The following is a 13,156-nucleotide window of genomic DNA, read 5'->3' on the forward strand; positions in this document are numbered from 1 at the left end:
AGGTGCCCGCCGCTGGGCCGCGCCCGAAGGCCGAGCGGTGCCGCCGCCCGGCGCGAATCGATCGGCCCGACCCGGACCCGCACGGCGTGAATGTGACAGCGCCGCCGGTCTACTCGGCGTGCTCCCACCGGACACGTCGCCCAGCACCTATATTGGCGCGGGGGCGAATTGCCCCGGGTACTACCTGAGGAGTCTCGTTGCGCAGCATGCTGTTCGCCCTGTCCGTCGTAGGCGCGGCCGTCGTCCTGGCCCCGCTCGCGGCCGCCGAGCCGCCGCCCGCCGGGGACTCCGCGGTGAAGGTGCAGGCGGTGTACGGCGTGGAGCAGTTCCCGATCGCGGGCGTCACCGCCGATGTCACCCCGTGCGCGGGCGGCCCGGTCGCGGGCACCGTCACCACGGGCCGGGACGGCAGCGCCACCTATATCGGCGGCTCGGGCTGCTATCGGGTACAGGTCTCGACGCCGATGGGCTGCTCCCTCGATGGTGATGCGGCACAGCAGGTCAGCACGGTGCCCGGCATCGTCCCGACGGCCACGTTCCGCTTCCGCTGCGCCTAGACCCCCGCGGCATACGAAAATGTCCCCCATGGATTTCCATGGGGGACATTTCCTTTGGAGCGAGCGGCGGGAGTCGAACCCGCGTATACGGCTTTGCAGACCGCTACCTAGCCCCTCGGTCACACCCGCATCGCTGTAAATGATGCCGCGCGTGCGCATTCGGGGCCAGTGTTCGAATCAGCCTGATTCCAATCAGCCTTCGGGCGCCGGTTCCGGGCCGGGCGGCGGCTCGGGCGCGGGTTCCGGGGCCGGTGGCGGCGGAGGCGGCGGCGGGGTGACTCCGGCTTCGGTGACCGCGTACGGTCCCGGCGGTGTCGGGTCGTACGGCGGCGGGTTATTGGTGTCGATGGTGGGGTTGGAGCAGCTCGCGCCCGGCTCCGGATAGGTGTACGGGTTCAGCCGCAGCGCGGTGATGAACTGGCCGACGCGCGGATCGCGGGCATCGCTGAGCTTGAGCTGGTGACCCCACGATTGCAGCGAGATCGGCGTGTCCAGCCCCGGATACGGCGACAGCAGCATGTACGGCTTCGCGCCGACCTGTCCGGTGAGCACCGAGACGCCGTCGACGCCGAGCGTGGTCGGGTTGTAGGTGATCCAGACCGCGCCGTGTTCGAGCGCGTGCACGGCGTTCTCGTTGCGGATCGGCACGGTGTAGTTGACGCCGGTGCACGGCAGCCACGAACTGTCGTGCGCGCCGCCGAAGGGCGGGCTCTGGGTGTACGCGACGCGCTGGTTCGCGGCAACGTGCACACCGGCCGGATAGTCCTTGCGCACTACGCCGTCGATCCGGGTCGAGGGGTCGTGGTCGGTGGCGGTGGGCACGAATTCGTCGGCGGCGGCTGCGGAGTCGCCGCCGGCGTTCTGCGGCCACAGGAGAATTCCGGCGACGCCGGCGGCGATCACGGCGATGGCCAAGCCCATGAAGAGGGGTTTGCGATCGGGCTTGCGCGGTGTGAATTCGGGGAAGGGCACACTGTACGGGCCCCGGGGTGCGGATGATGCCGGGTCGAACTTCGGGCCGAGCGGGTTGGTCACGTACTGCCTCCTTGTCCGCAAAGAGTACGACACCGAAATAGGGCTCGGTGCGGCGGAATACGAGTGCTTCGCATGCGATGATCGTGGACATGTCTCGGCCACGTCCCCTGCCGCTCGATCCGATCGAAGAGGCGCACCGCCAGTGGACCGAGCACGGCTGGGCCGAGGTCGCGGACGGGATGGCCGCGGTCACCTCGCTGGTGCGGGCCCAGCAGATCGTGATGGCCCGGGTCGACGAGGCGCTCAAGCCCTCCGGGCTCACCTTCTCCCGGTACGAGCTACTGATGCTGTTGAGCTTCAGCAAAACGGGTGCGCTGCCCATGGCGGTTGCCAGCGCGCGTTTGCAGGTGCATCCGACGAGTGTCACCAACACCGTGGATCGGCTGGAGGCCGCGCATTTGGTGAAGCGGGTGCCGCATCCGAGTGACCGGCGCGCGACCTTGATCGAAATCACCGATGCCGGAAGGGAATTGGTGTCCAAGGCCACCACCGAGCTGAACCGGCAGGTGTTCGCGAATACCGGTCTGCCACCGGATCGTTTACAGCTGCTGCTGCGATTGCTGGCGGAATTCCGGCAGACCGCGGGCGACTTCGACAGCGGTGGCTCGCCGACCAGATGGGCCGCCCAGTAACCGTCCAGCATCCGGTCAGCCAATTTCCTGCGTCATAGTCTTGGAATCGGACCGCAAAAGGTTCACCATTGAGGCCATGGTGCTGGTCCTCGGGGTGTCAGCTGGCGCGGCGGGTGCGCGCGCCATGCTCACCCATTCCGACCAGCCGCATCTGCCGCCCATCGACCGCTGCAAAGTGGCGCGCCGGACCGGCGGCGGTATCGAGGAAGGTGTTTTCGAAGCCGTCCGGCTGATGCGCAAATCCGCTGCTCGGCGTGATGAATTCATTACCGGTATCGCGGTCACCTGCCGGTGTTCGACGCACGCGGACGCCATTCGCACCACGGCGGGGCGCAATCGCCTGACCCTGATCGACGAGCAGGTCGCGCAGCTCAGATATCTGCGGTTCACCGGCAGACTGCCCGCCGAGGGCTCGATCCTGCTCTATGACCTTGGCGCTTCCGGTTTGACGCTGACCCAGATCGATTGCCGCACCGAGGCGATTCTGGCCAGTAAGCGCAGTACCGTGCTCGGCGGTGACGGGCATGATTCGCTACTACGCTGGCTATTGGCCCGCGGCGGCGTGAGTGTGGATCTGGCCACCAGCCGCCGCCATAAGGAAGCCCTGGCCAGTGATCGCGTGATCACGGTGTGCGATCCGATCAACGGGCATCGCGCCGTCATCACCCGCAGTGACTTCGCCGATCTGGTGTCGGCGGGGGTGCATCATTCGGTGTCGTTCGTGCGGCAGATGATCGATGAGACCGGCGTGCACCCGTCCGCGATGGCGCTGCTCGGGGGTTGCACCCGCAACAAGAGCATTCGCGATGAGCTGGAGCAGCAGCTCGATCTGCCGTTGATCTACGATCCGGAACCCGAATTCGTCTCCACCCGTGGCGCAGTGCTGCTGGCCGCCGAGCGCCCCTCCGCGCGCCGGGTGCGCAGTGTGCGTTTCAATCCGGTCCCGAGACTGCGCGGCGAGGATATCCCCTCGCGCCGCAAACTCGTTGCGGCCATTGCGGTTACGGCCACCCTCGGCGGGACCATCGCCGGTGCGCTCGCCATGAATCACGAGGGCGAGCACACCGACGGTAAGCAGCCGACCGTAGAAGTGGTCGGGCCGACGCGGCACTGACCACGGGTGGGGCTGTGCCCCAACCCGTTCCGTTACTTGTTGCTGAAGTTGGCGGGCCGCTTCTCCACGAAAGCGGCCATGCCTTCCTTCTGATCCTCGGTGGCGAACAGGGAGTGGAAGACGCGGCGTTCGAAGCGCAGGCCCTCGGTGAGGGTGGTTTCGAAGGCGCGATCGACCGCTTCCTTGGCGATCATCACCGAGGGCAGCGACATGGACGCGATGGTCTCGGCGACCTCGAGGGCGGTCGCGACCAGGTCGGCGGCCGGGACGATGCGCGAGACCAGCCCCGCGCGCTCGGCTTCCTCGGCGTCCATATTGCGGCCGGTGAGGATGAGATCCATGGCCTTGGCCTTGCCCACGGCGCGGGTGAGGCGCTGTGAGCCGCCCATACCGGGGATGACGCCGAGCTTGATCTCGGGCTGGCCGAATTTGGCGGTATCGGCGGCAAGCAGGATGTCGCACATCATGGCGAGTTCGCAGCCGCCACCGAGGGCGTATCCCGCGACCGCGGCGATGATGGGCTTGCGGAAGGCGACGAGGCGGTCCCACCCGGCGAAGTGGTCGGTGAGGAACATGTCCATGTACGACTTCTCGGACATCTCCTTGATGTCCGCACCGGCCGCGAATGCCCGCTCGGAGCCGGTGAGCACGACCGCGCCGATCTCGTTGTCATTCTCCAGCTCGTCGAGGGCCGCCGAGATATCGGTCAGGACCTGCGAGTTCAGCGCGTTCAGAGCCTTCGGCCGGTTCAGCGTGATCAGGGCGACGCGCCCCTTGCGCTCCAGCAGAATCGTCTCGAAGTCGGTCACGCCTGTTCTCCTCCAGATCGGGTACGAATATCGGTGACGATAGCCGAGAAATCCTTGCCCGCTTCGTCCTGGTTGAAGCGCTGGTAGATCTCCGCGGCAAGCAAACCGATCTGTCCGTCAACCCCATTGGCCTGCAAGGCATTAGCCGCGAGGCCCAGATCCTTGCTCATGAGCGCCGTGGCGAAACCGGGCTGGTAATCGTTATTGGCCGGGCTGGTCGGCACCGGTCCGGGCACCGGACAGTACGAGGTGAGCGCCCACGACTGCCCCGAGGCGGTGGACACCACATCGAAGAACTTGTCATGCGTCAGCCCCAGCTTCTCACCGAGCACGATGGCCTCGGAGAGCCCGATCATGGAGATGCCCAGGATCATGTTGTTGCAGATCTTGGCGGCCTGGCCGACGCCCGCGCCGCCGCAGTGCACGACCTTGCCGCCCATGACGTCCAGCAGCGGCAGGGCGGCGGCGAAATCGGCGTCCGCGCCGCCCACCATGAAGGTGAGGGTGCCCGCCGCCGCGCCCGCGACACCGCCCGAGACGGGGGCGTCCAGGGCCCGATGTCCCGCTGCCACAGCGAGTTCCGCGGCGGCCTTGGCATCGCCGACGTCGATGGTGGAGCAGTCGACGAACAGCGTGCCGGGCTTGGCGGCGGACAGCACATCGTTGTAGAGGTCGAGCACGATGCGGCCGTTGGGCAGCATGGTGATGACGATCTCCGATTCGGCCACGGCCGCAACGGGTGTCGCGACGACGGTGGCACCGTCGGCCCGCGCCTGATCCTGTGCGGCGGGCACCGGATCGTATGCGAGGACCTCGTATCCGGCTTTCACCAGGTTGGCCGCCATCGGGCCGCCCATATGGCCGAGGCCGAGAAACCCTACCTTGCCGATCTTTTCAGAGCTCACTGTTGATCCTCCGGTGTGGCCAAACCCAATTCGCGATCGCCGAGCGCGCCGAAGTAGGCGTCCACATCGGCGTCGGTGACATCCGCGAGCGTCGCGGGCTGCCACTGCGGGTTGCGATCCTTGTCGATGACCTGGGCGCGAATGCCCTCCACCAGGTCGTGGGTGTTCAGCGAGGCGGCCGAGACCCGGTACTCCCGGTTCAGCACCGCCTCGAGGCTGTCGGCCTTGCGTGCCTCGCGCAGCGACCGCAGCGTGACTTTCAGCGCCACAGGCGATTTCGACAGCACATCGGCGGCGGCCTGGGCGGCCTCGGCGCGCCCGTCGGTCTGCAGCCGGTGCACGATCTCCTCGACGGTGTCCGCGCCGTAGCAGTAGTCGATCCAGTCGCGCTGGGCGATGAATTCCGACACAGGTGCGGGCTGTGCGAATTTCGCGATGGCGTCATCCGCGCTCAGCGTGCCGAGCGCTTCCAGCAGTGCCGGAAGGTGTTCGGACGGTACGAAGGCGTCGGCGAATCCGGCGGCGATGGCATCACCGGCGGTCATGCGCGCGGTGGTGAGCGCGACGTGCGTGCCGATCTCGCCGGGTGCGTGCGCGAGCAGGTAGGTGCCGCCCACATCCGGAATGAAGCCGATACCCGTCTCGGGCATACCGATCTTGGAGCGTTCGGTGACGATGCGGTGCGAGGCGTGCCCGGACAGGCCGACGCCGCCGCCCATGACGATGCCATCCATGATCGCGACGTACGGCTTGGCGTAGCCGCCGATGAGCGCGTTCAGGATGTATTCGTCCCGCCAGAACCGCCCGCTGGGCGAATCGGCGGCGGTCCACGGTGAATCACGGTGGGCCACAGCATTCTTGGCGTCGGTGTGGATGGCGACGATATCGCCGCCCGCGCACAGCCCGCGCTCCCCCGCGCCGGTGAGCACCACGGTGCGCACCTCGTCATCGGTCTCCCAGGCGCGCAGCGCGTCCAGAATGGCCAGCGCCATCGGGTGATTCAGCGCGTTGATCGCCCGGGGCCGGTTGAGCGTGATCAGGCCGAGGCCGTCGCGCTTACCGATCAGCACCTCGGGTTCTGCGTTGTCACTCATGCTGCTCCTACCACCGAGCGGGCGACGACCACCCGCATGATCTCGTTCGTGCCTTCCAGAATCTGATGCACCCGCAGGTCGCGGACGATCTTCTCGATCCCGTATTCGGCCAGGTAACCGTAGCCACCGTGGAGTTGCAGGGCCTTGTTGGCCACCTCGAATCCGGCGTCGGTGGTGAACCGCTTGGCCATGGCGCAGAGTTCGACCTTGTCGTCGGCGTCGGCGTCCAGGGCGGCGGCGGCCCGCCACAGCAGGGTGCGGGCGGCCTCCAGGGAGGTGCGCATATCGGCGAGTTCGAATTGCAGCGCGGTGTTGTCGAGCAGCCGCGCCCCGAACGCCTTGCGCTGTGCCAGATAGCTGACGGTCTGATCCATGGCCGCCTGTGCGCCGCCGAGCGAGCAGGCGGCGATATTGAGCCGTCCGCCATTGAGCCCGTTCATGGCGATGCGGAAGCCATTGCCCTCGGAGCCGAGCAGGTTGGCCGCGGGCACCCGGGCATTGTCGAGGATGACCTGCCGGGTGGGCTGCGCGTTCCAGCCCATCTTGCGCTCGTTCGCGCCGAAGGACAGTCCGGGGGTGTCGGCGGGCACGATGAAGGCCGAAATCCCGCGCGCCCCAGTGTCTCCGGTGCGCGCCATGATCACGTACACATCGCTGCTGCCCGCACCGGAGATGAATTGCTTGACGCCCGTGAGCAGATAGTCGTCACCGTCGCGAACGGCCTTGGTGCTCAGGGCCGCCGCGTCCGAGCCGACGCCCGGTTCGGTGAGCGCGTAGCTGGCCAGCAGATCCATCGAGGTCAAACCCGGCAGCCACCGATTGCGCTGCGCCGCATCGCCGTAACTGTCGATCATCCACGAGGCCATATTGTGGATGGAGATGTAGGCGGCGATGGCGGGGCAGCCGGTGGAGAGCTGTTCGAAGATGCGCACGGCATCGAGCCGGCGCAGTTCCGATCCACCCACATCCTCGCGGACGTAGATGCCGCCGAGGCCGAGCTGCCCGGCCTTGCGCAGTACGTCCACCGGGAAGTGCTTGCGCTCATCCCATTCCAGCGCATTGGGCGCGAGCAGCTCGTCGGCAAAGGAGCGGGCGGTCGCGGTGATCGCCTTTTCGTCTTCGTCGAGTGTGAACATCGTCAGTCCATGGTCGGGATGACGAACGCGTTGCTCTCCTTGAGGCCGGAGGGCCAGCGCTGGGTCACCGTCTTGGTCTTGGTGTAGAAGCGGATCGAGTCCGGGCCGTGCTGGTTGAGATCGCCGAAGCCGGACCGCTTCCAGCCGCCGAAGGTGTGGTACGCGATCGGCACCGGAATCGGCACGTTGATGCCGACCATGCCGACCTGTACGCGAGCGGCGAAGTCGCGGGCGGTATCGCCGTCGCGGGTGAAAATCGCTACGCCATTGCCGTATTCGTGTTCGTTCGGCAGGCGCAGCGCCTCTTCGTAATCCTTGGCGCGCACGATGGTGAGCACCGGACCGAAGATCTCTTCCTTGTAGATGCGCATGTCCGGGGTGGCGCGATCGAAAAGCGTCGCACCGGCGAAGAATCCCTCTTCGCCGCCCTCGACCACCAGGCCGCGCCCGTCGATGACCAGTTCCGCGCCCTCGTCGACGCCGATCTGCACGTAGTCGTTGACGCGATCGACGCCGTCCTGTCCGACCAGGGGACCGAAGTCCGCGCCCGGATCATCGGAGAGGCCGACATTGAGCTTGGCGATGCGTTCGATCAGCTTGTCGCGCAGGCGATCCGCGGTCTCCTCACCGACCAGCACCGCGATGGAGATGGCCATGCAGCGCTCGCCCGCGGAGCCGTAGCCCGCGCCGATGAGCTGATCGGCGACATCGTCCAGATCGGCGTCCGGCATGACGATGGCGTGGTTCTTGGCCCCGCCGAAGCACTGCGCGCGCTTACCGTTGGCGGTCGCGGTCTCGTAGATGTACTGCGCGATCGGGGTGGACCCGACGAAGCCGACGGCCTTGATGCGATCGTCGTTCAGCAGTGTGTCGACGGCTTCCTTACCGCCGTTGACCACGTTGAACACGCCCGGGGGCAGTCCGGCCTCGAGGAACAGTTCGGCCAGTCGCAGCGGTACCGAGGGATCGCGCTCGGACGGCTTGAGCACGAAGGCGTTACCGCACGCCAGCGCCGGTCCGGCCTTCCACAGCGGGATCATGGCCGGGAAGTTGAACGGGGTGATGCCCGCGACGACGCCGAGCGGCTGGCGCATGGAGTAGACGTCGATGCCGGTGCCCGCGCTCTCGGTGTACTCACCCTTGAGCAGATGCGGTATGCCGGTGGCGAATTCGATGACCTCGAGGCCGCGCTGGATATCGCCCTTGGCGTCCGGGATGGTCTTGCCGTGTTCGCTGGACAGCAGTGCGGCGAGCGAATCCATCTCGTCCTGCACCAGGGTCAGGAACTTCATCAGCACGCGGGCGCGCTTCTGCGGGTTGTACGCGGCCCACACCTGCTGCGCCTCGGCGGCGTTGGCGATGACGGCCTCGACCTCGCTCTTGGTGGCCAGCGGCACCCGCGCCTGCACCTGTCCGGTGCTGGGATTGAAGACGTCTCCGAATTTGCCGGAGGTCCCGGTCACGTGCTGACCGCCGATGAAGTGCGTGAGTTCGCGAACCATGCCAGTCCTGTCTCGATGTCACCGCGTGGTCCACGCGGTCTTAGGTCACCATATAGTTGGACATCCATCTATTTCCAGAGATGTTGCTGTGGCGGATCTCACGTCACTTTTGATTTGACGTCCTACTATTGGGGTATCAACTGTGCGGCCGTAGACGCGGAGGATTCCCATGGCCGATCTGCATGTTCCAGCGAACCCGGTGCGGTTCGTGACCTCGGCGGCGCTGTTCGACGGCCATGACGCGGCCATCAACATCATGCGCAGAATCCTGCAGGGGCAGGGGGCCGAGGTGATTCACCTCGGACATAACCGCGCCGTGCGTGAGGTGGTGGACGCGGCGGTCAGCGAGGATGTGCAGGGCGTCGCGGTCAGCTCGTATCAGGGCGGGCATATCGAGTACTTCGAGTACCTGGCGACCGCGCTGCGCGAGGCCGGGGCCGGGCACGTGCGCATCTTCGGCGGGGGCGGCGGGGTGATCATTCCGGCGGAGATCGAACGGCTCGCGGCCGCCGGGGTCACCATCTTCTCCCCGGAGGACGGGCAGCGACTCGGCTTGCCCGGCATGATCAATCAGCTGATCGCGGGCTGCGATGTGGATCTGTCCACCACGCCCGCGCCGGTGGAGGCGGTGCTCAGCGGGGATCGGGCGGCGCTGGCACGGGCGCTCACCTGCCTGCAACAGGACGCGCTGCCGTCGGCGGATATGGCCGAGTTGACCGCCGCGGCGAGCGCGCGGCGGGTGCCCGTCCTGGGCATCACCGGCACCGGCGGGTCCGGAAAGTCTTCTCTCACCGATGAACTCATTCGGCGGCTGCGCACCGATCAGCAGGACAAGCTGCGGGTGGCGGTGCTCGCGGTCGATCCGACGCGGCGGCGCGGCGGTGGTGCGCTGCTCGGTGATCGCATTCGCATGAACGCCCTCGACGGGGAGCGGGTGTACTTCCGTTCCCTCGCCACCCGGGGTGAGCGGGAGCTGCCGCAGAATATCGATCAGATGGTGATCGCCTGCAAGGCAGCGGGTTTCGATCTTATCGTGCTGGAGACGCCGGGTATCGGACAGGGTGACGCGGCGGTCGCCGAACACGTGGACGTCTCGCTCTACGTGATGACGCCAGAGTTCGGCGCGGCCTCCCAGCTGGAGAAGATCGACATGCTGGATTACGCGGATGTGGTGGCGGTCAACAAGTTCGAACGGCGCGGCGCGGAGGACGCGTTGCGCGATGTGTCGCGGCAGCTGGTGCGCAACCGGGAGGCGTTCCACGCCCTGCCGGAGGATATGCCGGTATTCGGCACCAGCGCCGCGACCTTCAACGATGACGGGGTGACGGCGCTCTACCAGCATCTGAGCGGTCTGCTCGGCGAAAAGGGCCTGCCCTTGGAGTCGGGCGTGCTACCCCGCGTCGACACCCGGTCCTCGACCCGGTTCGCGCAGATCATCCCACCCGCGCGCGTGCGGTACCTGGCCGAGATAGCCGAGACCATCCGCGACTATCACGCCGCGACGGAGCGGCAGATCGTTGCGGCGCAACGGGTTCAGCGCGTGGAGCAGGTGCTCGCGGAACTGCCCGAGGACGCCGCCGTCGCGGATCTGCTCACCGATTCCAGGAAAGCGCTGTCCCCGGAGAATGCCGAACTGCTGGCCGCCTGGCCCGCGGTCGCCGAGTCCTATCGGGGCGATGAGCAGGTCGTGCGGATCAGGGATAAAGAGTTGCGCACGCGGCTGCGGCGGGAAACCTTGTCCGGCAGTTCGATTCCCCGCGTCGCACTCCCCCGGTTCACCGATCACGGTGAGCTGCTGCGGTTCCTGCGGGCGGAGAATCTGCCGGGCCGGTTCCCGTTCACGGCCGGGGTGTTCCCGTTCAAGCGGGACAATGAGGATCCCGCGCGCATGTTCGCGGGCGAGGGCGATGCCTTCCGCACCAATCGTCGATTCAAGGTGCTGTCCGAACACGCTGACGCCAAACGACTTTCGACCGCCTTCGATTCGGTGACGCTGTACGGGCACGATCCGGCGGAACGCCCGGATATCTACGGCAAGGTCGGCACCTCGGGTGTTTCCATCGCAACGCTGGACGATATGAAGGCGCTGTACGACGGTTTCGATCTGGACGCCCCGAGCACCTCGGTATCGATGACCATCAACGGTCCCGCGCCGACGATTCTGGCGTTCTACCTCAATGCCGCGATCGATCAAGCGCTGGAACAGTTCTCGGCCACCGAGGGTCGCGAACCGACAGCCGAGGAGGCAGCGGACCTGCGCGCGCGGACGCTGTCCACCGTGCGCGGCACCGTGCAGGCGGACATTCTCAAGGAGGATCAGGGCCAGAACACCTGCATCTTCTCCACCGAATTCAGCCTGCGCATGATGGCCGATATCCAGGAATGGTTCGTGCGCAACACCGTTCGCAATTTCTACTCGGTCTCCATCTCCGGCTATCACATCGCCGAGGCCGGGGCGAATCCCATCAGCCAGCTGGCCTTCACCCTGGCCAACGGATTCACCTATGTGGAGGCGTATCTGGCGCGCGGTATGGATATCGACGATTTCGCACCGAATCTGTCGTTCTTCTTCTCCAATGGCATGGACGCGGAGTATTCGGTGATCGGCCGGGTCGCCCGCCGCATCTGGGCGGTGGCCATGCGGGATCGGTACGGGGCGAACGAACGGTCGCAGAAGCTCAAGTACCACGTGCAGACCTCGGGTCGCTCACTGCACGCACAGGAGATGAGCTTCAACGACATTCGCACCACCTTGCAGGCGCTGATCGCGGTCTACGACAACTGCAACAGCCTGCACACCAATGCCTATGACGAGGCCGTCACCACCCCGACCGAGGAATCGGTGCGGCGCGCGCTGGCCATTCAGCTCATCATCAATCGCGAGTGGGGACTGGCGATGAATGAGAATCCGCTGCAGGGCAGTTTCATCATCGATGAGCTGACCGATCTGGTGGAGGAGGCGGTGCTGCGCGAATTCGATCGGATCAGTGAGCGCGGCGGCGTACTCGGGGCCATGGAGACCGGCTATCAGCGCGGCCGCATCCAGGATGAGTCGATGTTGTACGAGCGGCGCAAGCATGACGGCAGCCTGCCGCTGATCGGGGTGAACACCTTCCGCAATCCGCACGAGGAGGAGCACCGCGTCCTGGAGTTGGCGCGCGGCACCGAACAGGAGAAGCAGTCGCAGCTGCACCGGGTGCGCGAGTTCACCGACCGCCATCGCGAGCAGGCCCCCGCCGCGCTGGCCCGGCTGGCCGAGGCGGCGAGTTCGGACGCGAATGTCTTCGACGCGCTCATGGATGCCGCGCGGGTGTGCACATTGGGTCAGGTCACCGACACCTTCTTCATGGTCGGCGGTCAGTATCGGCGCAATGTCTGAGGTGCGGCGACCGGCCTGACGCGTATTTACAAGAGCAGGTCGGCGGCCGCCGATACGCTCGGATTCGTGCAGGTAACAGGAACTTTCAGCGTCAAGTCATTCGTACCCACCGAGGTCGTCCCGGACCCGGCCGTCGTCACCGCCGTGCCCGTGGGCGTCGTCCAGATGGAGAAGCAGTTCGAGGGTGAGGTGGCGGGCCGCGCGGCGACCCTGTTCACCTCGGCCTTCGATCAGGCCGCCGGAGTCGGGACCTACGTGGCCATGGAATCGTTCGAAGGCGCGCTGGCGGGCCGGGCGGGCGCGTTCAATTTCGCGCATTCGGCGACCACCTCGGGCACCGATCGCAGCAATGAGTACTTCATCATCGTGCCGGGCAGCGGCACCGGTGAGCTGGCGGGCATCACCGGCACGGGCAGTATCACCGTCGACGCGGACGGCACCCATCACATCAGCTTCGAGTACGAGCTCCCCTGATCGCGGCGGGTCAGGACTCCGGTTCGACGAAGGCGGCGAGCACGCTCTGCCCGATCTGCCGTTGAATCGGATCCGCCTCCGGGCCGAACATCTGCGCGTCGACCTCGACGGCCACCTGTTCGGCTCGGCGCAGTACGCGGGTGCCCTCCGCGGTGAGTTCGATGATCGAGGCGGATCCGGCGCGCGCGGTGCGATCGTGCACCAGGCCGTGTGCCACCAGGGTTTTCACGCCGGTGTGCACGCTCTGCACGCTGACGCCGGACATGCGGGCGAGGTCGCTGAAGGACGCTCCGGGCCGCGCGGAGATATGCGCGAGCAGTCCGAATCTGGCGACGGTGAGGCCCAGCGGGGTGAGCGCGGTGTTGAGTTCGGTCTCGACGCGTTTGGCCAGGGTGAGCAGGACGATGCCCGCGCTGGTTATTCGCGGGCGGGGGCGGCCGTTCTCGGTGGTCACGGCTCCAGTCTCGCGTATGGACCGGTAATGGCCCGGGAGCCGTGCACTTTTCGCCGACCTTCAGT

The 13,156-nt window shown here is 66.6% G+C and carries 12 protein-coding genes and 1 tRNA gene; 5 read left to right on the forward strand and 8 right to left on the reverse strand.

Annotated elements, in window-relative coordinates:
• Nucleotides 1-197: 197 nt before the first annotated feature.
• A complete protein-coding gene (locus tag ACFC4D_RS44030) occupies nt 198-557 on the forward strand; it encodes a hypothetical protein (protein ID WP_376072576.1) in 360 nt (119 codons plus the stop codon).
• 55 nt (nt 558-612) lie between these two features.
• On the opposite strand, the gene ACFC4D_RS44035 is transcribed toward ACFC4D_RS44030, so the two are convergent.
• Nucleotides 613-686, reverse strand: a tRNA-Cys gene (locus tag ACFC4D_RS44035).
• 63 nt (nt 687-749) lie between these two features.
• Nucleotides 750-1,592 carry a DUF3105 domain-containing protein gene (locus tag ACFC4D_RS44040; protein WP_376072579.1) on the reverse strand — a complete coding sequence of 281 codons (843 nt, stop codon included), beginning with the start codon at nt 1,590-1,592 and terminating at the stop codon, nt 750-752.
• An 89-nt stretch (nt 1,593-1,681) separates the two neighbouring features.
• Between ACFC4D_RS44040 and ACFC4D_RS44045 the strand changes: the two genes are divergently transcribed.
• Both ACFC4D_RS44045 and ACFC4D_RS44050 read left to right on the forward strand, forming a co-directional pair.
• Entirely contained in the window at nt 1,682-2,224 is a 543-nt protein-coding gene (locus ACFC4D_RS44045; RefSeq protein WP_375963652.1) for a MarR family winged helix-turn-helix transcriptional regulator, read from the forward strand.
• Nucleotides 2,225-2,300: 76 nt separating this feature from the next.
• Nucleotides 2,301-3,338 carry a hypothetical protein gene (locus ACFC4D_RS44050; protein ID WP_375963649.1) on the forward strand — a complete coding sequence of 346 codons (1,038 nt, stop codon included), beginning with the start codon at nt 2,301-2,303 and terminating at the stop codon, nt 3,336-3,338.
• Nucleotides 3,339-3,370: 32 nt separating this feature from the next.
• Here ACFC4D_RS44050 and ACFC4D_RS44055 read toward each other — a convergent pair whose 3' ends face one another.
• The 5 genes from ACFC4D_RS44055 to ACFC4D_RS44075 are packed head-to-tail and all read right to left on the reverse strand — an operon-like array spanning nt 3,371 to nt 8,784.
• Nucleotides 3,371-4,147: an enoyl-CoA hydratase gene (locus ACFC4D_RS44055; RefSeq protein ID WP_375963646.1), complete on the reverse strand. Its 777-nt coding sequence runs from the start codon at nt 4,145-4,147 to the stop codon at nt 3,371-3,373.
• Nucleotides 4,144-5,052 carry a 3-hydroxyisobutyrate dehydrogenase gene (gene mmsB, locus ACFC4D_RS44060; RefSeq protein WP_376072582.1) on the reverse strand — a complete coding sequence of 303 codons (909 nt, stop codon included), beginning with the start codon at nt 5,050-5,052 and terminating at the stop codon, nt 4,144-4,146. The genes ACFC4D_RS44055 and mmsB overlap by 4 nt, the downstream gene beginning before the upstream one ends.
• Complete coding sequence (locus tag ACFC4D_RS44065) at nt 5,049-6,146, reverse strand: enoyl-CoA hydratase/isomerase family protein (RefSeq protein ID WP_376072585.1); 1,098 nt, start codon at nt 6,144-6,146, stop codon at nt 5,049-5,051. The genes mmsB and ACFC4D_RS44065 overlap by 4 nt, the downstream gene beginning before the upstream one ends.
• Nucleotides 6,143-7,282 (reverse strand): acyl-CoA dehydrogenase family protein, encoded by a 1,140-nt coding sequence (locus ACFC4D_RS44070; protein WP_376072588.1) that lies wholly within the window; start codon nt 7,280-7,282, stop codon nt 6,143-6,145. Before ACFC4D_RS44070 ends, ACFC4D_RS44065 begins: the two co-directional genes overlap by 4 nt.
• Before the next feature lie 2 nt (nt 7,283-7,284).
• Entirely contained in the window at nt 7,285-8,784 is a 1,500-nt protein-coding gene (locus ACFC4D_RS44075; protein ID WP_376072591.1) for a CoA-acylating methylmalonate-semialdehyde dehydrogenase, read from the reverse strand.
• Between the two features lie 169 nt (nt 8,785-8,953).
• Between ACFC4D_RS44075 and icmF the strand changes: the two genes are divergently transcribed.
• Together icmF and ACFC4D_RS44085 are read left to right on the forward strand one after the other, a co-directional pair.
• Nucleotides 8,954-12,163 (forward strand): fused isobutyryl-CoA mutase/GTPase IcmF, encoded by a 3,210-nt coding sequence (icmF, locus tag ACFC4D_RS44080; RefSeq protein ID WP_376072594.1) that lies wholly within the window; start codon nt 8,954-8,956, stop codon nt 12,161-12,163.
• A gap of 66 nt (nt 12,164-12,229) precedes the next feature.
• A complete protein-coding gene (locus tag ACFC4D_RS44085) occupies nt 12,230-12,637 on the forward strand; it encodes a DUF3224 domain-containing protein (RefSeq protein ID WP_376072597.1) in 408 nt (135 codons plus the stop codon).
• A gap of 10 nt (nt 12,638-12,647) precedes the next feature.
• On the opposite strand, the gene ACFC4D_RS44090 is transcribed toward ACFC4D_RS44085, so the two are convergent.
• A complete protein-coding gene (locus ACFC4D_RS44090; RefSeq protein WP_376072600.1) occupies nt 12,648-13,091 on the reverse strand; it encodes a MarR family winged helix-turn-helix transcriptional regulator in 444 nt (147 codons plus the stop codon).
• Between the last annotated feature and the right edge of the window lie 65 nt (nt 13,092-13,156).

The organism is Nocardia sp. NPDC056000 (assembly GCF_042269265.1).
GTDB lineage: Bacteria > Actinomycetota > Actinomycetes > Mycobacteriales > Mycobacteriaceae > Nocardia.

Coding starts and splice junctions, on each gene's coding strand:
- ACFC4D_RS44045 (WP_375963652.1), top strand. CDS start 1,682: ATGTCTCGGCCACGTCCCCTGCCGCTCGATCCGATCGAAGAGGCGCAC.
- ACFC4D_RS44050 (WP_375963649.1), top strand. CDS start 2,301: ATGGTGCTGGTCCTCGGGGTGTCAGCTGGCGCGGCGGGTGCGCGCGCC.
- ACFC4D_RS44065 (WP_376072585.1), bottom strand. CDS start 6,146: ATGAGTGACAACGCAGAACCCGAGGTGCTGATCGGTAAGCGCGACGGC.
- ACFC4D_RS44070 (WP_376072588.1), bottom strand. CDS start 7,282: ATGTTCACACTCGACGAAGACGAAAAGGCGATCACCGCGACCGCCCGC.
- ACFC4D_RS44075 (WP_376072591.1), bottom strand. CDS start 8,784: ATGGTTCGCGAACTCACGCACTTCATCGGCGGTCAGCACGTGACCGGG.
- icmF (WP_376072594.1), top strand. CDS start 8,954: ATGGCCGATCTGCATGTTCCAGCGAACCCGGTGCGGTTCGTGACCTCG.